The organism is Mesorhizobium sp. B2-4-7 (genome assembly GCF_006442685.1).
Taxonomy (GTDB): domain Bacteria; phylum Pseudomonadota; class Alphaproteobacteria; order Rhizobiales; family Rhizobiaceae; genus Mesorhizobium.
This window is the reverse complement of record NZ_VFVH01000004.1, coordinates 66742-91240: the sequence shown is the minus strand read 5'-3', so window position 1 is coordinate 91240 and position 24499 is coordinate 66742. Positions and strand designations below refer to the sequence as shown.

Annotated in this window: 22 protein-coding genes, 1 tRNA gene and 1 riboswitch; of the genes, 11 read left to right on the top strand and 12 right to left on the bottom strand. The window is 62.3% G+C overall.

The features are described from left to right. Nucleotides 1–159: 159 nt before the first annotated feature. The 3 genes from FJ946_RS13690 to FJ946_RS13680 all read left to right on the top strand — a co-directional run bounded on the left by FJ946_RS13690 (nucleotide 160) and on the right by FJ946_RS13680 (nucleotide 3441). Nucleotides 160–1359: an aspartate aminotransferase family protein gene (locus FJ946_RS13690; RefSeq protein ID WP_140496640.1), complete on the top strand. Its 1200-nt coding sequence runs from the start codon at nucleotides 160–162 to the stop codon at nucleotides 1357–1359. A 15-nt stretch (nucleotides 1360–1374) separates the two neighbouring features. Beyond that, nucleotides 1375–2286 (top strand): ornithine carbamoyltransferase, encoded by a 912-nt coding sequence (argF, locus tag FJ946_RS13685; RefSeq protein ID WP_140496638.1) that lies wholly within the window; start codon nucleotides 1375–1377, stop codon nucleotides 2284–2286. 123 nt (nucleotides 2287–2409) lie between these two features. Then, nucleotides 2410–3441 (top strand): Hsp33 family molecular chaperone, encoded by a 1032-nt coding sequence (locus tag FJ946_RS13680; RefSeq protein WP_140513251.1) that lies wholly within the window; start codon nucleotides 2410–2412, stop codon nucleotides 3439–3441. Nucleotides 3442–3578: 137 nt separating this feature from the next. Here the strand turns inward: FJ946_RS13680 and apaG are convergent, their stop codons facing one another. Further along, nucleotides 3579–3971 (bottom strand): Co2+/Mg2+ efflux protein ApaG, encoded by a 393-nt coding sequence (apaG, locus tag FJ946_RS13675; RefSeq protein ID WP_140496634.1) that lies wholly within the window; start codon nucleotides 3969–3971, stop codon nucleotides 3579–3581. A gap of 231 nt (nucleotides 3972–4202) precedes the next feature. Here apaG and FJ946_RS13670 point away from each other — a divergent pair, with 231 nt between their 5' ends. The 3 genes from FJ946_RS13670 (at nucleotide 4203) to FJ946_RS13660 (ending at nucleotide 6040) form a co-directional block, all read left to right on the top strand. Continuing rightward, on the top strand, nucleotides 4203–5354 hold the full coding sequence (locus FJ946_RS13670) for a ceramide glucosyltransferase (RefSeq protein WP_140564810.1): 1152 nt from the start codon (nucleotides 4203–4205) through the stop codon (nucleotides 5352–5354). A gap of 106 nt (nucleotides 5355–5460) precedes the next feature. Then, a complete protein-coding gene (locus tag FJ946_RS13665; RefSeq protein ID WP_140564808.1) occupies nucleotides 5461–5730 on the top strand; it encodes a BrnT family toxin in 270 nt (89 codons plus the stop codon). Beyond that, nucleotides 5714–6040, top strand: coding sequence for a BrnA antitoxin family protein (locus FJ946_RS13660; protein WP_140496628.1), 327 nt, complete (start codon nucleotides 5714–5716; stop codon nucleotides 6038–6040). Before FJ946_RS13665 ends, FJ946_RS13660 begins: the two co-directional genes overlap by 17 nt. Nucleotides 6041–6061: 21 nt before the next feature. Here FJ946_RS13660 and FJ946_RS13655 read toward each other — a convergent pair whose 3' ends face one another. Further along, entirely contained in the window at nucleotides 6062–7249 is a 1188-nt protein-coding gene (locus FJ946_RS13655) for an O-succinylhomoserine sulfhydrylase (protein WP_140560866.1), read from the bottom strand. Between the two features lie 57 nt (nucleotides 7250–7306). After that, a riboswitch (SAM riboswitch) is annotated at nucleotides 7307–7384 on the bottom strand. A 77-nt stretch (nucleotides 7385–7461) separates the two neighbouring features. Here FJ946_RS13655 and FJ946_RS13650 point away from each other — a divergent pair. Both FJ946_RS13650 and FJ946_RS13645 read left to right on the top strand, forming a co-directional pair. After that, on the top strand, nucleotides 7462–8556 hold the full coding sequence (locus FJ946_RS13650; protein WP_140496624.1) for a 2'-deoxycytidine 5'-triphosphate deaminase: 1095 nt from the start codon (nucleotides 7462–7464) through the stop codon (nucleotides 8554–8556). Between the two features lie 98 nt (nucleotides 8557–8654). Continuing rightward, complete coding sequence (locus tag FJ946_RS13645) at nucleotides 8655–9428, top strand: ABC transporter substrate-binding protein (protein ID WP_140523972.1); 774 nt, start codon at nucleotides 8655–8657, stop codon at nucleotides 9426–9428. 215 nt (nucleotides 9429–9643) lie between these two features. Here the strand turns inward: FJ946_RS13645 and araD1 are convergent, their stop codons facing one another. From araD1 to chvE, 4 genes are all read right to left on the bottom strand, one after another. Further along, nucleotides 9644–10636: an AraD1 family protein gene (gene araD1 / locus FJ946_RS13640; RefSeq protein ID WP_140496620.1), complete on the bottom strand. Its 993-nt coding sequence runs from the start codon at nucleotides 10634–10636 to the stop codon at nucleotides 9644–9646. A 199-nt stretch (nucleotides 10637–10835) separates the two neighbouring features. Then, nucleotides 10836–12128 carry a multiple monosaccharide ABC transporter permease gene (gene mmsB / locus FJ946_RS13635; protein ID WP_140496616.1) on the bottom strand — a complete coding sequence of 431 codons (1293 nt, stop codon included), beginning with the start codon at nucleotides 12126–12128 and terminating at the stop codon, nucleotides 10836–10838. After that, the gene (gene mmsA, locus FJ946_RS13630) at nucleotides 12125–13657 is read right to left on the bottom strand and encodes a multiple monosaccharide ABC transporter ATP-binding protein (RefSeq protein WP_140564806.1); all 1533 of its coding nucleotides are present in this window, start codon (nucleotides 13655–13657) and stop codon (nucleotides 12125–12127) included. The genes mmsB and mmsA overlap by 4 nt, the downstream gene beginning before the upstream one ends. Nucleotides 13658–13755: 98 nt before the next feature. Then, the gene (gene chvE, locus FJ946_RS13625) at nucleotides 13756–14826 is read right to left on the bottom strand and encodes a multiple monosaccharide ABC transporter substrate-binding protein (protein WP_140496611.1); all 1071 of its coding nucleotides are present in this window, start codon (nucleotides 14824–14826) and stop codon (nucleotides 13756–13758) included. A 289-nt stretch (nucleotides 14827–15115) separates the two neighbouring features. Between chvE and FJ946_RS13620 the strand changes: the two genes are divergently transcribed. Continuing rightward, the gene (locus FJ946_RS13620) at nucleotides 15116–16105 is read left to right on the top strand and encodes a LysR family transcriptional regulator (RefSeq protein ID WP_140513261.1); all 990 of its coding nucleotides are present in this window, start codon (nucleotides 15116–15118) and stop codon (nucleotides 16103–16105) included. On the opposite strand, the gene FJ946_RS30765 is transcribed toward FJ946_RS13620, so the two are convergent. The 3 genes from FJ946_RS30765 to FJ946_RS13605 form a co-directional block, all read right to left on the bottom strand. Further along, the gene (locus FJ946_RS30765) at nucleotides 16083–16448 is read right to left on the bottom strand and encodes a hypothetical protein (RefSeq protein WP_140649375.1); all 366 of its coding nucleotides are present in this window, start codon (nucleotides 16446–16448) and stop codon (nucleotides 16083–16085) included. The two genes, FJ946_RS13620 and FJ946_RS30765, sit on opposite strands and share 23 nt — an antisense overlap. Before the next feature lie 444 nt (nucleotides 16449–16892). Further along, a complete protein-coding gene (locus tag FJ946_RS13610; protein WP_246673028.1) occupies nucleotides 16893–17741 on the bottom strand; it encodes a nucleotidyl transferase AbiEii/AbiGii toxin family protein in 849 nt (282 codons plus the stop codon). Beyond that, nucleotides 17731–18351 carry a type IV toxin-antitoxin system AbiEi family antitoxin domain-containing protein gene (locus tag FJ946_RS13605; protein ID WP_140564802.1) on the bottom strand — a complete coding sequence of 207 codons (621 nt, stop codon included), beginning with the start codon at nucleotides 18349–18351 and terminating at the stop codon, nucleotides 17731–17733. Before FJ946_RS13605 ends, FJ946_RS13610 begins: the two co-directional genes overlap by 11 nt. A gap of 183 nt (nucleotides 18352–18534) precedes the next feature. Here FJ946_RS13605 and FJ946_RS13600 point away from each other — a divergent pair, with 183 nt between their 5' ends. Both FJ946_RS13600 and FJ946_RS13595 read left to right on the top strand, forming a co-directional pair. Then, a complete protein-coding gene (locus FJ946_RS13600; RefSeq protein ID WP_140564800.1) occupies nucleotides 18535–18945 on the top strand; it encodes a helix-turn-helix transcriptional regulator in 411 nt (136 codons plus the stop codon). Nucleotides 18946–19658: 713 nt separating this feature from the next. After that, nucleotides 19659–20585, top strand: a complete 927-nt coding sequence (locus FJ946_RS13595; protein WP_140564798.1) for a site-specific integrase — start codon at nucleotides 19659–19661, stop codon at nucleotides 20583–20585. Nucleotides 20586–20664: 79 nt separating this feature from the next. Here the strand turns inward: FJ946_RS13595 and FJ946_RS13590 are convergent. From FJ946_RS13590 to FJ946_RS13580, 3 genes are all read right to left on the bottom strand, one after another. Then, nucleotides 20665–20738: transfer RNA gene (locus FJ946_RS13590), tRNA-Gly, on the bottom strand. Nucleotides 20739–20846: 108 nt separating this feature from the next. After that, on the bottom strand, nucleotides 20847–22739 hold the full coding sequence (locus FJ946_RS13585; RefSeq protein WP_140564797.1) for an acyltransferase family protein: 1893 nt from the start codon (nucleotides 22737–22739) through the stop codon (nucleotides 20847–20849). A gap of 202 nt (nucleotides 22740–22941) precedes the next feature. Next, a complete protein-coding gene (locus FJ946_RS13580) occupies nucleotides 22942–24432 on the bottom strand; it encodes a hypothetical protein (protein WP_140564795.1) in 1491 nt (496 codons plus the stop codon). Between the last annotated feature and the right edge of the window lie 67 nt (nucleotides 24433–24499).

Here is a 24499-nt window from a genome sequence, read left to right as displayed (position 1 = left end):
CAACTTGCCAGCTCACTTATGAGCCGGCGTCCCGTCGGGAGGCTTGCCGCGCGCCACTACGCGACGTTTTCGTTGACTTCATGGCTGAAAAACCCGATAAGCCGCAAAGGCCGCCGCTTTGGCGGCTTTTTTGATTTTCCGGTTCCGGAGACGCATATAATGAGCGGTTCGGCGCTTTTCGAGACCTTTGCTCGCGCACCCCTGGCTTTCGACCATGGGGAAGGCACTTGGCTGGTCACCGACAAGGGCGAGCGATATCTCGACTTTGCCGGCGGCATAGCCGTCAATTCGCTGGGCCACGGCCATCCGCATCTGGTCGCGGCGCTCACTGAACAGGCTGCCAAGCTCTGGCACGTCTCCAATCTCTACGAGATCCCGGGGCAGAGCCGGCTCGGCGAGCGGCTGGCCGACGCCACCTTCGCCGACAAGGTGTTCTTCACCAATTCGGGCGCCGAGGCGCTGGAATGCGCGATCAAGACGGCGCGGCGCTACCATTTCGTCAAGGGCCATCCCGAGCGTTTCCGCGTCATCACTTTCGAGGGCGCCTTCCATGGCCGCACGCTGGCGACCATCGCGGCCGGCGGCCAGTACAAATATCTCGAAGGCTTCGGCCCCAAGGTCGAGGGTTTCGACCAGGTCGGCTTCGACGATATCGACGCCGCCGAAAAAGCGATCACGCCGGAGACCGCGGCGATCCTGATCGAACCGGTGCAGGGCGAGGGCGGTATCCGCCCGGTGCCGACACAATCGCTGAAGCGGCTGCGGCAGCTCTGCGACCAGCACGGCCTGCTGTTGATCTACGATGAGGTCCAGTGCGGCATCGGCCGCACCGGCAAGCTGTTCGCGCATGAATGGTCGGGGGTCGCTCCAGACATCATGGCCATCGCCAAAGGCATTGGCGGTGGCTTCCCGATGGGCGCCTGCCTTGCCACCGACGAGGCGGCTGTCGGCATGACCGCGGGCGTCCACGGCACTACGTTCGGCGGCAACCCGCTGGCCATGGCGGTCGGCAATGCCGTGCTCGACGTGGTGCTGGAGGAGGGCTTCCTGGCGGATGTGCAGCGCAAGGCGCTGTTGTTGAAGCAAGGGCTGGCAGGGGTGGCCGACGAATTCCCCGAGGTCATTGAGGATATCAGGGGCACGGGGCTGATGCTGGGCCTCAAATGCGCCATGCCCAACGGCAAGGTGAACATGGCGCTGCGCGACCAGCATCTGCTCGCGGTTCCGGCCGGCGACAACGTCATTCGCCTGCTGCCGCCGCTCACCGTCACGGACAGCGAGATCCATGAAGCGCTGGAGCGCATTCGCGCCGGCGCCAAGGCCCTGACCGAGGCAATCGCCGCTGAAGCCGCGAAGTAAATTCGAAAGCTCCTGATGTCACTTCGTCATTTCACCGACCTCTCCGCCGTTTCCGAAGGCGACCTGCGCTCCATGCTGACCGACGCAGTGGAGCGCAAGGCGCGCCTCAAGGCGGGCGAGCGCTCGAAACCGCTCGAAGGCAAGGTGCTGGCGATGATCTTCGACAAGCCGTCGACGCGCACGCGCGTCTCCTTCGATGTCGGCATGCGTCAGCTTGGCGGCGAGACCATCATGCTGACCGGCACCGAGATGCAGCTCGGCCGCTCCGAGACCATCGCCGACACCGCCAAGGTTCTGTCGCGCTATGTCGATGCCATCATGATCCGCACCACCTCGCATGAGCGGCTGCTGGAGCTGACCGAGAATGCGACCATCCCGGTGATCAACGGGCTCACCGACGATACCCATCCTTGCCAGCTGATGGCCGACATCATGACCTTCGAGGAGCATCGCGGTCCGGTCGCCGGCAAGACCATCGCCTGGACCGGCGACGGCAACAACGTGCTGCATTCGCTGCTGGAAGCCTCGGCGCGGTTCCGCTTCAACCTCAACGTCGCGGTGCCCGAAGGCAGCGAGCCGGCGCAGAAGCATGTCGACTGGTCAAAGGCGCATGGCGGCAAGCTCTCCTTTACCCGCTCGCCAGAGGAAGCCGTCGACCAGGCCGACTGCATCGTCACCGACTGCTGGGTGTCGATGGGCCAGGAGCACCGCGCCCGCGGCCACAACGTGTTTTCGCCCTACCAGGTCAACGCCAAGCTGATGGCCAAGGCAAAGCCCGACGCGCTGTTCATGCATTGTCTGCCGGCGCATCGCGGCGAGGAAGTGACGGACGAGGTCATCGACGGTCCGCATTCGGTGGTCTTCGACGAGGCCGAGAACCGGCTCCACGCCCAAAAGGCCGTGCTTGCCTGGTGTCTTGGGGCCTGAAGTGGACTTGAAGTGTCTTGGCGCTTGACGTGCCGGGGAACTTGATCTCCGGAGGCGCGATGCCTATCTGCGCGGCATCACACAAATCAAGCGCGTTTAGACGCATGCTCCCCAAAGGGCGGCATGGCCGCGCCCTGGAGCTTTGTCATGCTGGAAACCCATCAAGTGGCTGAACATCACCCCAAACTCGGCGAATTCGGTTACGCCGGCGATGATCACGTCGTGCCCTTCGAGGTCGGCCCGCTCGATGTGCGCGGCCGCACCGTGCAGCTTGGACCGATGCTCGACGCGATCCTTGGCCGCCATGATTATCCCGAGCCGGTCGCCCGGTTGCTGGCGGAAGCCTGTGTGCTGACGGTGCTGCTAGGCACCTCGCTCAAGTTCGAGGGCAAGTTCATCCTGCAGACCCGCACCGACGGCCCTGTCGACATGCTGGTCGCGGATTTTTCCACGCCCTCGGCGCTGCGCGCCTATGCGCGCTTCGATGCCGACCGGCTGGAGGCGCTGATTGCGGCCGGCGAGACCTCGCAGCAAACGCTGCTCGGCAATGGTGTGCTGGCGCTGACCATCGACCAAGGTGCTCACACGCAGCGCTACCAAGGCATCGTCCAGCTCGACGGCGAGACCCTGGAAGAGGCCGCGCGCACCTATTTCCGCCAGTCGGAGCAGATCCCGACCGATCTCCGGCTTTCCGTCGCCAAGCTTTTGACGCCCGGCCCCGGCGGCGCGCGCGAGCAGTGGCGGGCGGGCGGCATCCTGGCGCAGTTCCTGCCGCAGGCCTCCGAGCGCATGCGCGTTCCTGACCTGCCCGGCGGGGATGGCGATCCGCGCGAGGAGATCCACGATCCCACAGACAATTCCTGGCAGGAATTGCTGGCGCTGCTCGGCACTATCGAGCCGACCGAACTGATCGATCCGACCATCGGCGCCGAGCGGCTGCTCTATCGTCTGTTCCACGAGCATGGCGTGCGGGTCTTCGGCGGCGTTCCCGTCGCCGATCAGTGCTCATGCTCCCGCGACAAGATCCGCGGCATCCTCGAGGGCTTCTCCGCGCAGGAGATCAAGGACAGCACCGAGGACGGCGGCATCCACGTCGCTTGCGAGTTCTGTTCGACGCAATATGACTTCGACCCGGCGGAATTTACGACTCAGTAGGGTTTCTTGTTTCTCCCCGTTCTACGGGGAGAAGGGGCCCGAGAGCGGATGAGGGGCGGCGCTGCCCCTCATTCCTGCCGGACATTTCTCGCCGTATAGTGACGGGGAGAACAACGCTGTCGCCGATTTCGCCTGGCCTAGTTCACCGTCCGCCTTGTCCCCGGCAGGTCGAGTGAGAAGGCGGGGATGGCGATGTCGAATGTCTCGCCCCGCTCGTTGCGCATGGTGTAGTGACCGACCATGATCCCCGACGGCGTCGAGAGCGGACAGCCCGACGTGTATTGATAGCTGTCGCCGGGATTGAGTTCGGGCTGATCGCCGACCACGCCGGCGCCTCGCACTTCCTCGACCCGGCCGGCGCCGTCGGTTATGTGCCAATAGCGCGACAACAGCTGCACGAATTCGTCGGACTGGTTGTCGATCGTTATCTGGTAGCCCCAGACATAGCGGTTTTCCGAAGGATCCGAGCGGTCCTCGAGATAGAACGGCCTGACCTGCACTTCGATGTTGCGCGTGACGGCGCGGTACATGAGCGGCTCCAAAACAAATCCGGTGTGGAACATTCGGCGCTCTTTGCGGTTCGATCAACCGTGCGCGTCCGAGTTGCTGTCCCTGAAGGGCAGGTGCCGACAAACAATGTCATTTGAGTGACACATGACAATGATGGTGTGCACCAGCAATGCCGGGCGACTCGGGCGCTCTGTCGAACTGTCGAAAACGGCCGCCAAGCGGGCCGGGTTTTCTGGAGTGACCGGATATCGATGGAACTCGCTCTCATAACCGGCTCGCTTTCGATCGCTCTCATCGCCTCAAATCTCGCCAGCATCCTGCTCGCCTGCTCGCGCCTGAAACGGCGCGCCGCCATCGCGCCGCCGGCCGGCAAGCCGCTGCCTGTCTCGATCGTCATCCCGGCGCGCGGCGTCGAGCTGTTTACCCATGAGACGCTTGAGCGCGCTTTCTCGCTCGACTGGCCGCGCTACGAACTGATCTTCTGTGTCGCCCATGCCGACGACCCCGCGGTCAAGCCGATCCGCGCCGCGATTGCCCGCTTTCCAGCCGTGCCGGCCCGCCTGCTCACCGGCGACGACCGCGTCAGCGCCAACCCGAAACTGAACAACTGCGTCAAGGGCTGGGAGGCAGCGCGCCACGACTGGGTCATTCTCGCCGATTCCAACGTGCTGATGCCGAAAGACTACGTCCAGCACCTGATGGCGGCATGGCGGCGGGACACCGGCCTGGTTTGCTCGACGCCGATCGGTTCGCGGCCCGACGGCTTCTGGGCAGAAGTCGAATGCGCTTTCCTCAACACGCTGCAGGCGCGCTGGCAATATGCCGGCGAGGCGCTTGGCCTCGGCTTTGCCCAGGGCAAGAGCATGTTGTGGAACAAGCAGATGCTCGACGCCAATGGCGGCATCCGTGCGCTCGCCGCCGAGATCGCGGAGGATGCCGCGTCGACCAAACTGGTCAACAGGCTCGGCCTGCGCGTCAATCTCGTCGCTTCGCCCTTCGAGCAGCCGCTCGGGCAGCGCATGCCGGGCGATATCTGGTCGCGCCAGGCCCGCTGGGCGCGCCTGCGCCGCGTCACCTTTCCGCTCTTCTTCGCGCCCGAGATCCTGACCGGCGTGGCGGCTCCGCTCGTGCTGGCGCTGATCGCCGCCGCCAGCGCCGGCGTCAGCCTGCCCATGACAGCGCTTTGCGTGCTGGCGCTCGCCTACCTGCCGGAATGCATGCTCGCCTCGGCAAAGGGCTGGTATCTGTCGCCGCGCATCGTCACCGCGATGATCGCACGCGACCTGATGTTGCCGGCGATCTGGATGCGCGGTTGGCTGGGCGGGGCCGTCGACTGGCGCGGCAACGCCATGACCATCGGCACCAAGGCGGCCGAGCTCGAAGAGACGCCCTCCCGCGCTTGATGTCGGCGGTTCAGCTTGATGTCGAGGAAGGTTATCGTATATACAAAAATTGTTGAACTAGGCTCTATTTTTGTGTATACATAACCTATGGAGCGCCCCCACGGCGATGCTGTTCGAGTGGGATGAAAACAAGGCAAAGACAAACAGGGCCAAGCATGGCGTGGATTTCGCGATCGCTCCGTCCTTCGATTTCGCCAATGCCGTTATCCGGCTCGATGACAGCGAGGATTTTGGCGAGGATCGTCTTGTTGCCATCGGTCTGATCGAGGCTGGCGTTTATGTGATGGTCTATGTCGAGCGAAGCCATGCGATCCGCGTAATTTCGCCACGCAAGGCAACGAGACAGGAGATTACGGACTATGTCGAAAACCTCTAAGACGATCGTGCGCCGCGAGGCTACTCCCCCAAAGCAGTCGCGCGCTGATGCTTTGGGGCTCGCCAGAAAGGCGCTTGGCGCGAGGACCGACGAGGAAGATGCTGCGATCACTGCCGCCGCCGAGGCCGATCCGGATGCGCAGCCGACCGATGCCGCTTCGCGCCGCAAAGTTGGCCGACCGCCGCTTGCGCGACCCAAACGTGCGGTACAGTTGCGCCTCGACGCCGATGTTGTCGACCGTTTCAGGGCCGGTGGTGATGGCTGGCAGACGCGCATGAACGAAGCATTGCGCAAAGCGGCAGGCCTGTAATCCTCGGTCTGCCACCAGTCCTCATCGGGCCTTCAACGCCTGCGCGATGTCGTCCAGCAAATCGTCGGTATCTTCCAACCCGACCGACAGCCTGAGCGTGCCGGGTCCGATGCCGAGCTCGGCGCGCGCTTCGTCGCTGAGGTTCTTGTGCGTCGTCGTCGCCGGATGGGTGATCAGGCTTTTGGCGTCACCGAGATTGTTCGAGATCAGGACGATGTCGAGCGCGTTCTGCAAGGCGAAGGCACCCTGCTTGCCGCCCTTGACGTCAAAGCAGATCAGGGTGGAGCCGCCCGACATCTGCTTCTTCACGACGTCAGCCTGCGGATGGTCGGCGCGCCCGGGATAGATCACGCGGGCGATCTCCGGCTGCTCGGCCAGGAAATCGGCGATCTTGCCGGCGCTCTCCGTCTGCTGGCGCACGCGCAGCGGCAGCGTTTCCAGGCCCTTCAGCAGCGTCCAGGCATTGAACGGCGACAGGCTGGGGCCGGTATGGCGGAAATAATCGTGCAGGTTCTCGTCGATCCACTTCTTGTCCGACAGAATGACGCCGCCGAGACATCGGCCCTGGCCATCGATGTGCTTGGTCGCCGAATAGACCACGATATGCGCGCCGAGCTGCAACGGCTTCTGCTGCAGCGGCGTGGCGAAGACATTGTCCACAACCAGCCGCGCGCCGATCGAATTGGCAAGCGAAGCGACGGCGGCGATGTCCACCACCTCAAGCGTCGGGTTGGTCGGGCTTTCCAGGAAAAACAGCTTGGTGTTGGGCCGAACCGCCTTTTCCCAATTGGCGATGTCGGTGCCGTCGACCAGCGTCGCCTCGATGCCGTAACGCGGCGCCAGCGTCTCGACCACCCAGCGGCAGGAGCCGAACAGGGCGCGCGCCGCAACGATATGATCGCCGGCCTTGACGCTGCACAGGAGTGCTGCCGTCACCGCCGCCATGCCGGACGCGGTGGCGCGCGCGTCCTCGGCGCCTTCGAGCGCGCACATGCGCTTCTCGAACATGTCGACGGTCGGATTGGCGTAGCGCGAATAGATGAAGCCCGGTTCCTCGCCCTTGAAGCGGGCTTCGGCGGCTTGGGCCGTCTCATAGACATAGCCCTGGGTCAGGTACATCGCCTCGGAAGTTTCACCGAAGCCGGAACGCAGGGTCCCGCCATGCACGAGTGCGGTCTGAGGCTTCCAGTTGCGCGTCTTGCTCGTCATCGTCCTATCCAAACACAAAAAAACCGGCCGCGAAAAAGTCGCAACCGGTCCATGCGGCCTTGCGGCCCGACGGTCCTTTAGCGACTTGTTTAACGTGGCTGCAAGCCGACCGGCCAAATCACCACGGGATAACGACCCTTTAGACCCGCGACACGCTTGCGTCAATTGCCGGCTTCATTAAGAGACTTGTACCAGCAGAGCGGAGCCAGACTTTGCGGCAGACAGGAATTCTTCCCGATCAGGACATTGCGGCGCTGTTCCAGTCCGGCGCGCTGAAGTCGTCGCGTGCGCTCGACGCCGACCAGATCCAGCCGGCCAGCCTTGATCTGAGGCTCGGCGACAAGGCGTGGCGGGTGCGCGCGTCCTTCCTGCCGGGTCCCAACCATAAGGTCAGTGAAAAACTCGACCGGTTGAAGCTGCACGAGATCAGCCTGGCCGACGGCGCTGTTCTGGAAACCGGCTGCGTCTACATCGTGCCCCTGCTCGAAAGCCTGGCGCTGCCGGCGGAAATTTCGGCGTCCGCCAATCCCAAGAGCTCGACCGGGCGGCTCGATATCTTCACCCGCGTGATGACCGATCGCGGCCACGAGTTCGACAAGATCGCCGCCGGCTATCATGGTCCGCTCTATCTCGAAGTCAGCCCACGGACCTTCCCGATCGTCGTGCGCGCCGGCTCGCGCCTTTCGCAGATACGCTTCCGCACCGGCAATGCGCTGCTCTCGGAAGCAGAGTTGCATCAATTGCACCGGGCCGAAATGCTGGTCGCCACCGAACCGCCAAACATCTCCGGCGGCGGCATCGCATTGTCGATCGATCTCAACGGCGACAGTGACGGGCTGGTCGGCTATCGCGGCAAGCACCATACCGGCCTGGTCGATGTCGACAAACGCGCGGCGCAGGAGATCGTCGACTTCTGGGAGCCGATCCACAAGAGCGGCGCCGGCGAGCTGGTGCTCGATCCGGACGAGTTCTACATCCTCGTCAGCCAGGAAGCGGTGCATGTGCCGCCGCTCTACGCGGCCGAAATGACGCCCTTCGATCCGCTGGTGGGCGAGTTCCGTGTCCACTATGCCGGCTTCTTCGATCCGGGTTTCGGCCATTCGGCGGCCGGCGGCACCGGCAGCCGCGCCGTGCTCGAAGTGCGCAGCCATGAGGTGCCGTTCATCCTCGATCATGGCCAGATCGTCGGCCGGCTGGTCTACGAGCATATGCTGAAGCGGCCGCAGGCGCTTTACGGCACCGAGCTCGGCTCGAACTACCAGGCGCAGGGCCTGAAGCTGTCCAAGCACTTTCGCGCCGCGCCCTGAACGCTCATCACCGTCAGGCAAGATACTTGCCTGCGCCGGCTCGCCATGCTTGGCTGCCTCGCCGGCCGCCGACGTGGCGGCGCTCAAGGGGAATGAAAATGCAGATTTCGAAATGGATCATATCGGCGGCGGCCGCCGCCATGCTGACGCTTGGTGCCGGCGCCCTGTCGGCGCATGCGGCGGAGAAAATCAAGATCGGCACCGAGGGAGCCTATCCGCCGTTCAACACCATCACGCCCGACGGCAAGGTCGAGGGCTTCGACATCGACATCGCCAACGCCTTGTGCGCGCAGATGAAGGTCGAATGCGAGATCGTCACCCAGGACTGGGACGGCATCATCCCGGCGCTGCAGGCCAAGAAATTCGACGCCATCATCGCTTCGATGAGCATCACCGAGGAGCGCAAGAAGCAGGTCGCGTTCACCCACAAATACTATACGACGCCGCTGTCGCTCGTCGCCCTGAAGGACAGCGACATCGCCTCGACCGAACCGGCGGCACTCGCCGGCAAGACGGTCGGCGCCCAGGCGGCGACCACGCAGGCCAACTACGCCCAGGACGTCTATGGCAAGGCCGGCGCCGAAGCGAAGCTCTATCCGACCCAGGAAGAGGCAATCACCGATCTCCAGAACGGCCGCCTCGATGCCGTCCTTTCCGACAAGTTCGTGCTGATGGACTGGATGAAGAAGGCGAGCGACGGTTGCTGCAAGATGGTCGGCGACGTCAAGGGCACCGAGACCGAAGCCGGCATTGCCGTGCGCCTCGAGGATACGGCGCTGCGCGACAAGCTCAACGCAGCCATTGACGCCATCGTCGCCGACGGCACCTACAAGAAGATCCAGGACAAGTATTTCGATTTCGATATTTATTGAGATCTGAGACGCTTCTTACCTTCTCCCCTTGTGGGAGAAGGTGGCCTCGCGAAGCGAGGTCGGATGAGGGGTGTTCCAGGGAACGCCAACGCCTCACTCCGGCCAGCACCCCTCAACCGTCTCGGCGCTGCGCGCTGATCCACTGCCCTGGGGCGAGCCACGGGTCTCGCCCCGTCCTTCGGATCCCACAGGGGAGAAGGAAATGATGGCCACCCTCAGAGCGCCTTCACCGCCACCTTCACCGGCTGTTCGATTTCGAGCGGATTGCGCAGCGGCAGGCCGAAATCGCCGGCCTCGATCTCGAACACGTCGCCGGCCTCGGTCTTGATGCCGTCGGCGAAGGACAGGGTCGCGGTGCCGAACATGTGCACATGCACGTCGCCCGGCTGGCGGAAAGCCGAATATTTGAAATGGTGGTGTTCGAGATTGGCGATGGTGTGCGACATGTTCGCTTCGCCCGACAGGAACGGCTTTTCCCACATCAACTTGCTGTCGCGCCAGATGCGTGAGGAGCCCCTGATGTCGGCGGGCAGGTCGCCGACCAGGATCTCCGGTCCGAAGGAAGCGTTGCGCAGCTTGGAATGGGCGAGAAAGAGGTAGTTCACGCGTTCGGTCACATGGTCGGAAAATTCGTTGGACAGCGTGAAGCCGACCCGGAACGGCGCGCCGTCGTCGCCGATGACATAGATGCCGGCAACCTCGGGCTCCTCGCCGGCATCCTTGGCGAAGGCCGGCGACAGGAGCGCGGCACCCGGCGCCACGGCCATCGTGCCATTGCCCTTGTAGAACCATTCCGGCTGCACCCCGATCTGGCCTTTCGCGGGTTTGCCGCCTTCCAGCCCCATGCGGAACATCTTCATGGAATCGGTGAGCTGCTCCTCGCCATCGGTGCTGAGCTTCTTGTGCATGGAATCGCGCGTCGCCGCCGAGCCGAGATGCGTTAGCCCCGTGCCGGTCAGATGCAGATGCGCCGGATCGGGATGATTGATCGGCGACAGCAGCCGCCCCTTCTTGTAGGCGGCGTCGAGATCGACGGTCTCGCCGAGCCCCTTGCGTTCGATCAACGCGGCAAGGCCGACGCCGGTACGAGCGGCTTCCATCGCCAGCGAATAGACGCTGCGTGCGCCGTTGATGATCCGGGTCTTGCCGCCCGTGCGTGCAACGACACGGATGGTCTCGGCGTCGTCGAGAATCTGCGAGATCAGCATGATCAGTCCTCTCTCATATCTTGGCATGGCTGCCTTCTGGCAAACCCTGACCTGCGCGGCTCGGACTGGCCGTGCCACGGGTTGAACTCGTCGTCCGGATTGCGCTCGCGAGCCCGGTCCCTGAAGGACTTCTTCAAGCCGGCGAATTGCCGGCAGCGCCGCGACCGTATGCCTCCTGCTTGCCTCGCCTGAAACCTGTTCAGGCCTTGTTCTTGTTGTAGACGTCGAAGATCACGGCGCCGAGCAGCACCAGGCCCTTGACCACTTGCTGCCAGTCGACATTGACGCCCATGATCGACATGCCGTTGTTCATCACGCCCATGATGAAGCCGCCGACCACCGCGCCGATGACCTGACCGACGCCGCCCATCGCCGAGGCGCCGCCGATGAACACCGCGGCGATGACGTCGAGCTCGCTGCCGAGGCCTGCCGCCGGCACGGCCTGGCCAAGGCGCGCCGCGATGATCAGGCCGCCAAGCGCCGACAGCACGCCCATATTGACGAACACGTAAAGCGTCAGCCGCTCGGTCTTGATGCCCGACAGCTGCGCGGCCTTGGCGTTGCCGCCCATCGCATAGATGCGGCGGCCGATCGTCATGCGCTTGGTGACGAAGACGAACAGCGAGATCAGCAGGCCCATGACGAGCAGCACCACCGGCAGGCCCCGATAGCTGGCGAACTGGTAGACCAGGAACAGCGCCAGCGCGCTGCCGACCAGCGTCTTGATGACGAACAGGGTAAAGGGCTCGGCCTCATAGCCGTGGCGTTCGCGTTTGCGTCGCGTCCGTAGCCCGAAATAGGCATAGGCCAGCACGGCGATCAGGCCCAGCACGATCGTCGTCATGTGCAGCGTCAGACCGCTGCCCATAATCGTCTTGCCGGCTGCATTCACCGTTGGCGGGATCAGCGTCAGCGGTCCGATGACATCTGGAATGAAGCCGGAGCTGAGCGCCTTGAACTCGGGCGGCAGCGGTCCGACCGAAGATCCGCCGCCGAGCAGCGCCTGGCATATGCCGCGGAAGATCAGCATGCCGGCCAGCGTCACGATGAAGCTCGGTATTCGGTGATAGGCGATCCAGTAGCCTTGCGCCGCGCCGATGAGGCCGCCCACGATCAGGCAGACGATGGAGACCACCAGCGGGTTGCTGAATATGCCGAGAGGCCAGATCACCATCATCATCGCCGCCAGCGCGCCGATGAAGCCGGCCACGGACCCCACGCTGAGGTCGATATGACCCGATACGATGACCAGCAGCATGCCGAGCGCCATCACGATGATGAAGGAGTTCTGCTGCACCAGATTGCTCAGGTTCACCGGCTTGAACAGCGTTCCCGAGGTGGTGAACTGGAAGAACACCATGATGGCGATCAGCGCCAGGATCAGGCCGTATTCGCGCAGGTTCGTCGCCAGCGCCGATACGGCGATGCGTGGACGCTGCCCTACATCTTCGGCGACGTTGCTTTGCGGGGCGGGGGCGCTTTCCGTGCTCATGCTGCTTTTCCTTCTCCCCGAACCATGGCTCGCATTATTCTTTCTTGGCTTGCGTCCGCCGCGGGCATTTCGCCGACGATGCGGCCTTCGTTCATGACATAGATGCGGTCGGTGATGCCGAGCAGTTCTGGCATTTCCGACGAGATGACCACGATCGCCTTACCTTCGGCCGCAAGGCGCGCGATGATCGTATAGATTTCATATTTGGCGCCGACATCGATGCCGCGCGTCGGCTCGTCCAGGATCAGTACTTCCGGGTCGGCGAACAGCCATTTCGACAGCACCACCTTCTGCTGGTTGCCGCCGGAAAGATTGCCGGTCATCTGATAGACGCTGGAGGCGCGGATGTTGGTCTGCTTGCGATAGTCGTTGGCGACGGCAAGCTCGCGCAAATCGTCGATCACGCTGTGGCGCGACACGCCGCCGAGATTGGCCAGCGTAATGTTGTGCTTGATATGGTCGATGAGATTGAGGCCGTAGGTCTTGCGATCCTCGGTCACATAGGCAATGCCGTGTTCGACCGCCCTGCTCACAGAGGAGACGTCGATCGGCTTGCCCTTGAGCAGCACCTCGCCGGTGATGCGGCGCCCATAGGAGCGGCCGAACAGGCTCATGGCGAATTCGGTTCGCCCGGCGCCCATCAGCCCGGCAATGCCGACCACCTCGCCCTTGCGCACATTGATGTCGATGCCCTTGATCACCTGCCGCTCGGCATGGAGCGGGTGATAGACCGACCAGTTCTTCACCTCGAACACGACCTCGCCGATATCGGGCTCGCGCGGCGGATAGCGGTCGTCGAGCGAACGGCCGACCATCGAGGTGATGATGCGGTCTTCCGAGATGTCCTTCCTGGACAGCGTCTCGATGGTTCGTCCGTCGCGGATGACGGTCACCTTGTCGGCGACCCGGTTCACCTCGTTGAGCTTGTGCGAGATCAGGATCGAGGTCATGCCTTGCCGCTTGAATTCGAGCAGAAGGTCGAGCAGCGCCTGGCTGTCCTTTTCGCTGAGCGACGCCGTCGGCTCGTCGAGGATCAGGAGCTTGACCTCCTTGCTCAGCGCCTTGGCGATCTCGACCAGCTGCTGCTTGCCGACACCGATATTGGTGATCAGCGTCTTGGGGTCCTCCTTGAGGCCCACCTTCTTCAGCAGGGCGCTGGTGCGCGCCTCGTTGGCATTCCAGTCGATGACGCCGTATCGGGCGTGTTCGTTGCCGAGGAAGATGTTTTCGGCGATCGACAGCATCGGCACCAGCGCAAGCTCCTGGTGGATGATGACGATGCCCTTGCGTTCGCTGTCATGAATGCCTTTGAACTGGCATTCCTGGCCCTGAAAGATGATCTGGCCGTCATAGGTGCCGGAGGGATAGACGCCCGACAGCACCTTCATGAGCGTCGATTTGCCGGCGCCGTTCTCGCCGACCACGGCGTGGATCTCGCCTTCCTCGACCCGAAGGTTGACGTTCGACAGCGCCTTGACGCCGGGAAACGTCTTGGTGATGTCCTGCATCTCCAAAATCGTCGAGGCCATGGGTAAAGTGCTCCTGCGAGACCCGCAACAATACCGGGGTCGCTGGTGAACGAAAAGGGGCCCTGCGTTGCGCAGGACCCCTGGCTATGCAACCGAATTTACTTCAGTTCGTCGGCCTTGATGTAGCCGGAGTCGACGACCAGGGCCTGGTAGTTCGACTTGTCGACCTCATGCGGCGTCAGCAGGATCGAGGGAACGACCTTGACGTCGTTGTTGTAGGTCTTGGTGTCGAGGCCTTCCGGCTTGCCGCCCGAGAGCACCTTGTCGACGAGCTCGACGGTGGCCTTGGCCAGTTCGCGGGTGTCCTTGAACACGGTCGAGTACTGCTCGCCCGAGATGATCAGCTTCACCGAGGCGGTCTCGGCGTCCTGGCCGGTCACGATCGGCCACGGCTGGGCCTCCGTGCCGTAACCGACAGCGCGCAGCGAGGCGGTGATGCCGCGCGACAGGCCATCATAGGGCGACAGAACGCCATCGACGCGGCTGCCGTCCGAATAGTTGGCCGACAGCAGATTGTCCATGCGCGCCTGGGCGGTGGCGGCGAGCCAGCGCAGCGTGCCGACCTTGTCCATGCCGGTCTGGCCGGACTTGATCTTGATCGAACCGTCGTCGATCAGCGGCTGCAGGACGGAAATCGCGCCGTTGTAGAAGAAGAAGGCGTTGTTGTCGTCGGGTGAGCCGCCGAACAGTTCGACGTTCCACGGCTTGGTATTCGGGAAGCGCTCCTTGAGGCCCTTGACCAGCGAATTCGCCTGGATCACGCCGACGCCGAAATTGTCGAACGTGGTGTAGTAGTCGACATTGGGCGTCTTCTTGATCAGGCGGTCATAGGCGACGACGACGACGCCGGCATCAGCGGCCTTCTGCAGCGCATCCGACAGGGTGGTGCCGTCGATCGAGGCGATGATCAGCGCCTTCGGACCCTTGGTGATTTCGTTTTCCAGCTGGCTGAGCTGGTTGGGGATGTCGTCCTGCGCATATTGCAGGTCGACCGTATAGCCCAAAGCCTCGAGCTGGGACTTGACGGCATCGCCGTCGTTGATCCAGCGCTGCGAGGTCTTGGTGGGCATCAGCACGCCGACGAGACCCTTGTCGGCGGCGTGCGCCGAATAGGTCATGGCAGCGATGCCAAGGGCCGCGACGGCGGCCAGCGTCTTGATGATCTTCACAATTACTCTCCCTGGTTGATGGACGCGACACCTCGGGGCTTCGCGGGCCGCGCAGGCGAGCAGGAGCGCAAGCGCCGCTGTCGTCTATCGATCTCCGGTATCCTCCCAATCGGCCCTGGGACTGATTTCAATCGACACGATTTTCCTCGTCATCGACTGGCACGCCCCAGGACGCGCGAAGGGTGTGTCCCTTTGCCATAACTGTCAAATGCGATCTTTGATGATTGCTATACCGAAACTGGTATACGTTGACGCTAAACTCAAGGGCATTGGGAGCGAAGGGAAATCAATGGCAACGTTGCGCAACCCTGGCGGGATTTCAGAAGGTTACGAGGTGCTCCCCGGTGACGGCGAGACCCTGCTGCGCAGCGGCCTCAGCCTGCGCCATATGCGCATGATCGTTGCACTGGACGATCACGGCCGGGTCAGTTCCGCCGCCCAGGTCATGAATATCTCACAGCCGGCGGCCTCGCGCATGATCGCCGAGATGGAAGCCGTGCTGGACGTCACGCTCTGCGAAAGGCTGCCGCGCGGCGTCACCTTGACCCCCTATGGCAAGGCGTTGGCCAGGCGCGCGCGCTCCATCCTTTTGGAGATGCGCGAGGTCGATCGCGAGATCTCCGAACTCAAGGCGGGCAAGGGCGGCTCGGTGTTCCTCGGTGCGGTGACGGCGCCCGCGATCGAGCTCGCGGTCCCGGCGATCCGCGAAATCCGCCGCATCTACCCGCGCATCGAGATCACCATGCAGGTCGAGACCTCCAACGTGCTGGCGCGCGAGTTGATCGCGTCGCGCCATGACTTCATCATCGCGCGCATCCCCGACGATCTCAACCCGCGGCTGTTCGAGTCCCGTGTCATCGGCGTCGAGAAGGCCTGCCTGATCGTGCGCCGGGGCCATCCGCTGACCGAGGGCAAAGCGGTGCGGTTGGAGGAGACCGCGGCCTATGACTGGGTTTTCCAGTCCGGCGGCTCGCCGCTGCGCCAGGCCATGGAGAGCAATTTCCTGAACCGCAACATCGCGCTGCCGGACCGCATCCTCAACACCAGCTCGCTGCTCCTGACCCTGGTCATGGTCGCGCACTCCGACGCCATCGCGCCGGTCTCGGTCCAGGTGGCGAAATTCATCCAGAATCCCGAAGGGCTGGCCGGCGCCATCGACGTCGTGCAGACCGAATTCGACATCGAGGTTCGGCCTTACAGCCTGATCACAGTGAAGAACCGTGCGCTGTCGCCGGCGGCGAAGATGCTGCATGATTTCATCCTGCGCGAAGTGGGGTGACCGGAACAAAAACCAGGTAAGTGCGTTCAAAGGCCAATCGGCGTTCGCGCCGGAGCTCGTTTTGAGCCGGGGAACGATGCGCTGATGATAAACAACTCGGGAGATTTTGATGGAACGTCGGTTGCTTCTTACTGGAATGCTTGGCGTCGCGGGGGCAGTTGCTTTTGCAGGCCTGGCCAGGCCTGGCAGAGCAGTTGCCGGGGTCCCGAACGGCAACGGAATCCTTGACGAACTCGATAAGGACGACCTCGACAGGGCTGATGCGGCCGTCTTCGAAGGAGACGATCAAGCCGAGGTGGAGCAGATCTCGCATCGCCGGTGGCATCGCCGGCACCGTCGTCATGGGCGCCGCCGCGCCTGGCGCAGGGTCTGCCGCAGCTATTGGCGCCGCGGTCGCCGCCATGTCCGCTGCTGGCGCAGGCGCGTCTGGGTTAGTGTTTGGCTCTAAAACGATACCGGGAAAACGGCTGGAGCGGTTTTCCCGGAATTGCGCGAGAAACCGGTAGTTGGAACGGCTTGGTAAGGGCTCAAACCCTTGGCGCAGACTGGAGCGGGTAGCGGGAATCGAACCCGCGCGTTCAGCTTGGGAAGCTGGGTGTGATGCTTATATTTCAGGGGCTTAGCTGTAAAACAGGCCGATTTTCGACCAGAAATTATCCAATGAAATCAATGGCGCTGTAAAACCGTTGAGCGCCGCCCTGTGTCGTCGCCCATGCCCAAATTTGGGCAGCAGAGACGCTATTCAGTCCACGGTCCGCCTGGCGGCCACCGACCGGCGTGCGGTTCTTCATTCAGAAGTGGTGCCAAGAATATTCGTAGTCCATCGATGATGGTAGTGAAATCGCCGGGCGCCGCCGCCATACGCTCCCGCGTCAGGAAAGCCCGCCACTGACCGCTCTTTGCGGCTGCGAAGGCAACGCTCAGTCCTGTCGGTATCGGTCGGCCAGGCCGTTTGGCGTCGCTCGAACGTTCGTCTGATCGCGGAGGAAAGAACGCTCCCTTCAAAGCTGAAGGTCCTTGCGATCATCCACAGGTCGTAGAAGTCCTTCATGCGGCTATTGGCGACGCCCAGCCTTGCCAAGGCCTCAAATTTTTCCGCAACGACCGTCTCCGGCGGGTAGGCGCGAAGGCGGGGCGGTGGCGAGTCGAGCAAGGTTGGGTATTCAAGGTCAACCGGCGCCGGCGTCACCACGTCACCGAAGCCGACGTCGACCTGAATGGGCACACGTGCGCCGGCAATCGTCGCGGCAGTCCTGACACGAACGCCGGCATACTCCGCGTCATTGCGGATCGGCTCGGCCGTAAGTCCAGCAACGTCGAACTCGACACCGTCATCCTCCACAGGTGTCGAGCAGATTGCTCGGAAGCACTCGACCATTGTGGCGACACCCGCATCGCCACTTCCGAGAAGATCCAGGTCGCGTGTGGGGCGGAAGGGGTTGTCGAGCCAGGCCGCAAACAGCATCGCGCCCTTCAGGAGAAAGCGCTCGCGTTCGGTGGATATGCTGAGCCTGTAGAGTAGCCGCTCAAGCGCATACCGTGTCAGCGGCAGCTGGAAGTCGGACCGCTCCTCGCGAGCGCGGTCGAGCAGGCGGGCTCTGACCGAGGCGCCAACGTTGCGAAGCTCACGCGCCATTGGCGACCATTGCCTCAACGTAGGGGCGCATCACCGACCAGACCCGGCCAGACTGGCCGAATTTCCACAGTTGATCCGGCGTGACCTGGCGCGTCCTGAGCCCTTCTCGGAGCCCCTCGATCGCGATGTCGAGTCCAATCTTGTTGCGGTAGCGAAAGCAGTCCACGATGGCTTTTGCGGGCTCGAACACTGGAACGTCGACGCCTTCGATGCGGTGCCGTTTGATGCCTTCCGTGAGGGCATGGCCACTGAAGCGGACAAAACGGATGGGCGGATAATCGACTTTCGGTTTCCAGCTCGTTCGATCAATGGCCATCCAGATGGCTGAGGGCATCTGCAGCGTCAGATCGTGGAATTGCAGCGCTGAGGTGAGGCAGACCACCCCTTTGGGAACCAGCGCCGAAGCTTCAGCGATTGAGCGACGCGCATCTGGCATGGCTTCTGCCAGTTGGTAGAGGCCACGCGCGAGCCGCACGACCTCACCCTCGCGAACCAGACGGGCCATTGTCTCCGGACTCACTCCCGCCCCGGTCAGGTCGCGCAGACGGACCAGACTGCCATCCAGCAGCAGTGCACGGGCTTGATCGCGTTGTGTAGGCTTGTGTGACATATCCTCGACGTCTAGGCGTAATAGAAGAGGTTATATCACATACAATTGCTCTTCGTAATGACTTTATCCTCTGCGAGAGCTGGCTCGCTTGAATACCCGTCACCCCCCACGAAATCCCCGACAGACCGTCGCTATAAAGAAATTAGCAGCACATCGAAGATGCGATTTCAGAGGAAAGTGACGATGAGTAACCGCTCCGGCAAGCCCTTCGCAGGCACCAGGCTCGCAACGTATCTTGAAAAGCGCATCCTGGAGCTGCGCCCGAAGAAGACCCAGATGGCGATTGCCAGCGAAGCGGGATTCGTCAACCCCAACATGCTTGCCATGATCAAGGCCGGCACGGCAAAGCTGCCTCTCGACAGGGTGTCGGCTTTGGCGACTGCCCTCGACTGCGATCCCGTGATGCTATTCCAGCTGGCGATCGAGCAGCTCGGCGGCGACACCACCGAGCTTGCCGTCCGGCAGATCTTCGGGACGCCGGTCACCGAGAACGAAGTGGCATGGCTCGAGGAAATTCGCCGCGCGTCCGATCAGACCAATCCAAGCCTCACCTCGAAGGCGCGGTCTGCTCTCCGAGGGATATTCGGCAAATGAGCGGCGAGCAAGACCTATCCATCAAGAGTTGGCGCCGGATTGCTGATAATCGGGCCGAAGGAGGTAACGGGACTCCGGAGTTGTGGGCGAAATAATGAAGGCGCGCCCGGACGCCTCCTTCCCTAATTGGTCCGTCTATTCGTTCTAAAACGCCTAAGACATCGCGATTATGCACATTGCATCATTTCACGATGGTCGATCCGATGTCTTTGCATCCGGCGCCAAGTCGATAACGAACTGTGCCGTCAAGTCTGCGGAATATGTTTTGGAGCTTGCGGTGCAAGGGGTCTCATCATTCGTAAACAGCGAGTCACTACGCGTTCCGGTAGATGCTACGCTTCACTGGTCGGTCGAAGCTGTTCCCGCTCGCTAGTGGACCTTTTATGTGTCTTTACTGATCGGTCCATTAGCCGATCAAGATGTTGACGTTGATCTGAAAAAGCTGGAATCGGCTCAAATGTGTCAACCAAATGTAAAGTTACGACAACTTAGCCGCGGGTTTTGGCTGTTTTGGTTGTCGTTTTGGTTGACAGATGGCGGCCTGATGACCGAAATGGCCTGTTTGATGGCCGTAGGTTGACAGTTTTCGGATCCAAGTTGACTGTTTGCGGTTGCGCCGTCAACCTAGAAGCACAACCCTAGACTGATAATTGCCCAAGGCTAAGGGTAATGTCTATTGGTATGCTTGGCGCGGTGGTCCGCGCCTTGTTGGGATGCCGAGCGCACCGGAATTCTTCGCGTCCTACAATGAGGCGATTGCCAGCCGCACGTCGCCTGACAACAACCGCTTTCGATCGTTGGTCACGCAATACAAGGCGAGCGCCGACTACAAGAAACTCGCCGAGTCGACGCGATGCAACTGGGGTCCCTGGCTCGACCGGATTGCCGGCCATTTCGGGGAACTGCGCATCGCCCAGTTCGATCGGCCGGAAAAGATCAGACCAATAATCCGCCGGTGGCGCGCGGCATATGCCGAGACGCCCAGGTCTGCCGACTACGGCATGCAGGTTCTCTCTCGCGTGCTCTCATACGCGGTCGATCCACTCGGCAAGATTGGCTCGAACCCTTGCGAAGGCGTCAAACAGCTTTACAGCGGCTCTCGCTCGGAGATCATCTGGACGGACAGCGACGTCGGGCATCTGAAGAAGACGTGCTCGGCCGAAATTGCTCATGCCGTCGATCTGGCTGCATGCACTGGTCTTCGGGTAGGCGATCTCATCCGCCTATCATGGTCCCATGTCGACGAGGATGCCATAACCATCACCACCGGCAAAAGCAGACACCAGCGCGAAGGCATCATTCCGCTCTATCGGGAACTGCGCGACGCCCTCGGGCGGATACCGAAGCGCTCACCTGTCATCCTGACCAGCAGCAAGAAGCGCCCATGGACTGTCAACGGTTTGGCTAGCTCGTTCTCCGACGCCAAGAAGATCGCATGGCCGAAAGGCGATGACCTGCACTTCCATGATCTTCGGGGCACGGCCGCGACCAAATTTTACACCGCCGGCCTGACCGAGCGCGAGATCGCCGAGATCATGGGCTGGGAAGAGGACCATGTTTCGCGCATCATAAGGCGTTATGTGAGCCGCGGAGCCGCAATCAAGGAGCGCATCCGAAAACTCGATCAGGCCAAAAAGTGAACGTTCTGTGTAAAACTACCTGTAAAACCGCTGGTTTTCGGCACTCGCCAAATCAGGCGCAAACCCTTGCGGCATATGCTGGAGCGGGTAGCGGGAATCGAACCCGCGCGTTCAGCTTGGGAAGCTGACAGGCTACCATTACATCATACCCGCGCAGCAGCCTCGTTACCATGAGGGCTGGCCATCGGGCAATCGCAAAGCGGCTCACTTTCCACACGGTACCGTCCCGGCGACCGGCGCGCCGCATGCCGGTTCCGTCTGCTATCTCACTTTCGCGATCTCGGTGCCGGCTGCAAAGCTCGGCCAGTATCTCGAGATGGCGAGTGCTGCGCCCGCCGAAGAGAAGTGACCATAGTCGAAATAGAGAAATTGCTTGTTGCCGGCATCGGCATACGAGCAGCCTGCGGCGTCGCACAGATAGGTCAGCGGGTCTATGAAGTCAGCGCCTTTGACGAAGGGCAGAACCCGCTTGTTGATGTCCGGATCCATGGCCATCGGCCAGGACATGTTCGCGGTATCTCCTCGTCTTGCGAAGAAGGCGATTTTCTGGACGTCGGCGATGAATTCGGGAGACTGGCCGATGACGTAGACCTTGACGCCCATCTGGCGAAGCCGGTCGATCGTCTTCTGGAGACCGCCGAAGCCCCTGACCTCGTAGTCGGTCCATCGGCCACTCAGGATCACGGCCTGAATGTTGGCTTCGCGGATGATCGACAGGGCCCGCTCGTTGAAGCTGGTACAGGCAGGTCGGGCATAGGAAAAATAGGTCAGGTCCGGGGGGCAGCCGGCATAGGTGTATTGGATGACGTTAGCCTGGATTTTCTGGGCGTTGGCTTCAAGTCCCGAGACATAGTGGGCGGCGAAGGAATCGCCCCATAACAGCACATTGGTGGCAAAGCCGCTCGTTCGGGTGCAGGCGGCAAGGTTCCAGTCCTCGATCCGGTTCGAGCCTTCGTTGAAGCAGATGCCGTTGCGCCAGTCGCCAACCTGGATCCGTTCCGTTGAAAAGTCCGGGAAGCGTTGCGGAAAACCGTTGCCGAGCGCCCCGGCCACGCCGCCGACGCAGAGCAGGACGATTGCCGTCGCGGAAAAGGCGAAGATAGGCAGCGGTGCGGTGTAGGCCCGTTTCCGCCGAAACGGCTGCTCGACATATGTCCACGAGAACGCCGCCAGGGCGAAGCTTGCCACGGTCATGGCGATGATCGTCGGCACGCCGATGGCTTTCAGCGAAACGTAATGGACGAAGGAATTGATCGGCCAATGAACGAGGTAGAGCGAATAGGAAATGAGGCCGATCCAGACCAGCGGAGGAAACTGCAACACCCGCGTGGCGATGGTTGCCGGCCCCTGTTCGCCCGCCCTTTCGTGGCCGGCATAGATGAGCAGGGCGGTGCCGATGCAGGGGAACAAGGCATTGTAGCCCGGAAAGGGGTCGCTCTCCGAAATCGTGACGAAGCCGAAGGCGACCATGGCAAAGCCGGCGAGGCCGATCAGTTCCATTGCCGGCCGGCTGGCAAGTGCCGGCGGCTTTCTCAGCATCAGCATGGCCCCCAGCGCCAGTTCCCAGATGCGCGTCGGCAACAGGTAGAAACCCGCCGTGGGCGCCATCGAGGTCGCCATGACCGCCAAGGCGAAACTGCCGATCGCGATCGGCAGCAATATCGTCAGCCAGCGTTTCGAGGCATAGCGATAGATCAGGTACACCAGTATCGGCGCGAAGATGTAATATTGCTCTTCGACCGAGAGTGACCATGTGTGCAGCAGCGGCCGCAGCTCGGCGTCGATCGAGAAATAGTTCGTCGTCTTCCAGAAATAGATGTTCGACCAGAAGGTCGAGGCCGCGATGACGCTGAGGCTGAATTCGTGCAGGTCCGATGGCAAAAGGATGAACCAGGCGGCAGTGCCTGCGAGCACGATGACGAAGGTCAGCGCCGGCAGGATGCGCCGCGCGCGGCGCCAATAGAAGCGGCCGATCGAAAACTGGCCGCGTTCGAGATCGTCGAGCAGGCTGCCGCTGATCAGATAGCCCGATATGACGAAGAAGATGTCGACGCCGGTGAAGCCGCCTGGGATGGCGGACAAGCCGAAATGAAAGAGGACGACAGGCAGCACCGCTATGGCCCGCAGGCCGTCGATGTCGCGTCTGTAGTTCATGCGGCCGGTTCGCGCGCCATGGCCGGCGGCAGTCGTGGCGCACCCGGTTCACCGGCCCATGCGGCGGCATTGCCGCGATGCGAGAAAGCCTTGATTCTCGATCCCACTTTGTTCGTCCTCTCCGGTGCAATTTGCTGCACCGCAACATCGGTGTCAAGGCGAATGCTGGAGGGCCGAAGCCGGTTTGGGCTGGCGCCGCGGATCAGGCGCCGGGCAGGTAGATCACGGCGTATTCGTCCGCGTAGGCCCGCTTCCAGCCCAATTCCTCGAAGAAGGGAATGCGGGTGTCGCCGGCCGCCAGCAGCGCCCAGCCTATGGCGTATTTCTTCAGCCGGGCCTCGAGCAGTGGTTTGCCGTCACTGTGTCCGGTCGCGTCGTCGGCTTTCGTGAACCCGTCCAGGAACAGCTGGTCCGTCCTGCCGTCGATGTAGGTCTTGATCCCGTGGAAGATCAGCGTGCCGCCGAAATTGTAGGAATTCAGCACGTTGCCGGACAGGTGCTGATCCCTTGCGAAGGCGAGTGCTCCGCTGGCGGACGTCTTCGGGCTCGGCGCGATCTGTTGGACGCTGCCGAGGACCGAGACCGCGCCGATCAGCAGGACGGCCACCGCGCCTGAGATGGCGTAGTAATGCCTGGCGAAGACTTTTTCCAATCCGTCGCGCTTTTGCGCCAGCCAGGTCGCGGCTGAAAGTGCGGGATATTGCTGTGCGACCTCAACCATGATCACCAGCGGAACCAGCAGGAAGAACAAATACATGAACCGCTGGTGGCTGAGATAGGCATGCAGAGTGAAGACGATGAACAGCGCCTTGGCCCAGCCGATCCGCAGCCGTGACACCAGCAGCCCGAAAAGCGCCAGCAGCATCACGGCTTCCTTGACGAGCTCTTCCTGGGCGTTGAAGGGCCGCCACTCCAGGATAAGCGGCACCGCCTCGTTGCCATAGGCGACGGTAAGCGTCGCCAGGATGGCCTTGACGCCATAGGGATGGACCAGGCTGACCACTGGGCAAAGCAGGCCGAACGCGACCCATTTCGCCAAAAGAGCTGGTTTCGACAGGCCTGTGCGCGACAGGAGATACAGACCGGCAAAGCCGGCGATGACGAAGCTCAAGGTGAACGTGGCATGCAGGTTCGCCCACAACACGACGAGCGCGAGCAGCCACGGGGATGGCGCTCTTTCCTCCTGCGCCGCGCGAAACAGCATTGCCGTCCAAATGACGATGATCGGCAACGTGAAAACGTGGGGGCGCGCCGTATAGATCGGGGCGACAAGGAAAGCCGCGACGAAAGCCAGCACCACCGCTAACACCGGCTTCAGCCATGCGCTGAGGAACCATCCCATCAGGAAGACTGTCAGGCCGATCGTGGCGATGATCAGCGTGACGACGCCATTCCAGCCACCGGCGCCATAGGCGAGCGCCAGAAGCACCTGCCCCAGCCATTCCTTGGCGATCCAGGGCTGGCCGGCGAAGGTATAGGAATAGGGGTCGATGGTCGGAAATGTCCGGTTCGCCAGGAAATCCAGCCCGACCTTCACCTGCCACCAGCTGTCAGGATCCAGAAGGAGGGAGTTGGCATGCCTCATCAGCACGTAGGCAACGGTGCAGGCGCAGAAAAGACAGAACAACAGCCTGCTGCGCTGTGCATCCTCGAGCGACGGCGTAGCCATCGCGATTGCCGTGGCTTGGTTCATGTCGCGGCTCCCGGCCATTTCGCGTTCGTTCCGGTCGAGAGGTCCCGTTGCGGCCGGTCGATCGTCG

Bases quoted from the DNA above. Each gene is read 5' to 3' on its own strand.
- apaG (WP_140496634.1), bottom strand. From the start codon at position 3,971: ATGTACCGCGCCGTCACGCGCAACATCGAAGTGCAGGTCAGGCCGTTC.
- FJ946_RS13645 (WP_140523972.1), top strand. From the start codon at position 8,655: ATGCAGATTTCGAAATGGATCATATCGGCGGCGGCCGCCGCCATGCTG.
- FJ946_RS13610 (WP_246673028.1), bottom strand. From the start codon at position 17,741: ATGGCGCGTGAGCTTCGCAACGTTGGCGCCTCGGTCAGAGCCCGCCTG.
- FJ946_RS13595 (WP_140564798.1), top strand. From the start codon at position 19,659: ATGCCGAGCGCACCGGAATTCTTCGCGTCCTACAATGAGGCGATTGCC.
- FJ946_RS13620 (WP_140513261.1), top strand. From the start codon at position 15,116: ATGGCAACGTTGCGCAACCCTGGCGGGATTTCAGAAGGTTACGAGGTG.
- FJ946_RS13655 (WP_140560866.1), bottom strand. From the start codon at position 7,249: ATGACGAGCAAGACGCGCAACTGGAAGCCTCAGACCGCACTCGTGCAT.
- FJ946_RS13600 (WP_140564800.1), top strand. From the start codon at position 18,535: ATGAGTAACCGCTCCGGCAAGCCCTTCGCAGGCACCAGGCTCGCAACG.
- FJ946_RS13605 (WP_140564802.1), bottom strand. From the start codon at position 18,351: ATGTCACACAAGCCTACACAACGCGATCAAGCCCGTGCACTGCTGCTG.
- mmsA (WP_140564806.1), bottom strand. From the start codon at position 13,657: ATGGCCTCGACGATTTTGGAGATGCAGGACATCACCAAGACGTTTCCC.
- FJ946_RS13665 (WP_140564808.1), top strand. From the start codon at position 5,461: ATGCTGTTCGAGTGGGATGAAAACAAGGCAAAGACAAACAGGGCCAAG.
- FJ946_RS13660 (WP_140496628.1), top strand. From the start codon at position 5,714: ATGTCGAAAACCTCTAAGACGATCGTGCGCCGCGAGGCTACTCCCCCA.
- araD1 (WP_140496620.1), bottom strand. From the start codon at position 10,636: ATGCTGATCTCGCAGATTCTCGACGACGCCGAGACCATCCGTGTCGTT.
- FJ946_RS30765 (WP_140649375.1), bottom strand. From the start codon at position 16,448: ATGACGACGGTGCCGGCGATGCCACCGGCGATGCGAGATCTGCTCCAC.
- FJ946_RS13680 (WP_140513251.1), top strand. From the start codon at position 2,410: ATGGCCGCGCCCTGGAGCTTTGTCATGCTGGAAACCCATCAAGTGGCT.
- FJ946_RS13585 (WP_140564797.1), bottom strand. From the start codon at position 22,739: ATGAACTACAGACGCGACATCGACGGCCTGCGGGCCATAGCGGTGCTG.
- FJ946_RS13670 (WP_140564810.1), top strand. From the start codon at position 4,203: ATGGAACTCGCTCTCATAACCGGCTCGCTTTCGATCGCTCTCATCGCC.
- mmsB (WP_140496616.1), bottom strand. From the start codon at position 12,128: ATGAGCACGGAAAGCGCCCCCGCCCCGCAAAGCAACGTCGCCGAAGAT.
- argF (WP_140496638.1), top strand. From the start codon at position 1,375: ATGTCACTTCGTCATTTCACCGACCTCTCCGCCGTTTCCGAAGGCGAC.
- FJ946_RS13580 (WP_140564795.1), bottom strand. From the start codon at position 24,432: ATGAACCAAGCCACGGCAATCGCGATGGCTACGCCGTCGCTCGAGGAT.
- FJ946_RS13690 (WP_140496640.1), top strand. From the start codon at position 160: ATGAGCGGTTCGGCGCTTTTCGAGACCTTTGCTCGCGCACCCCTGGCT.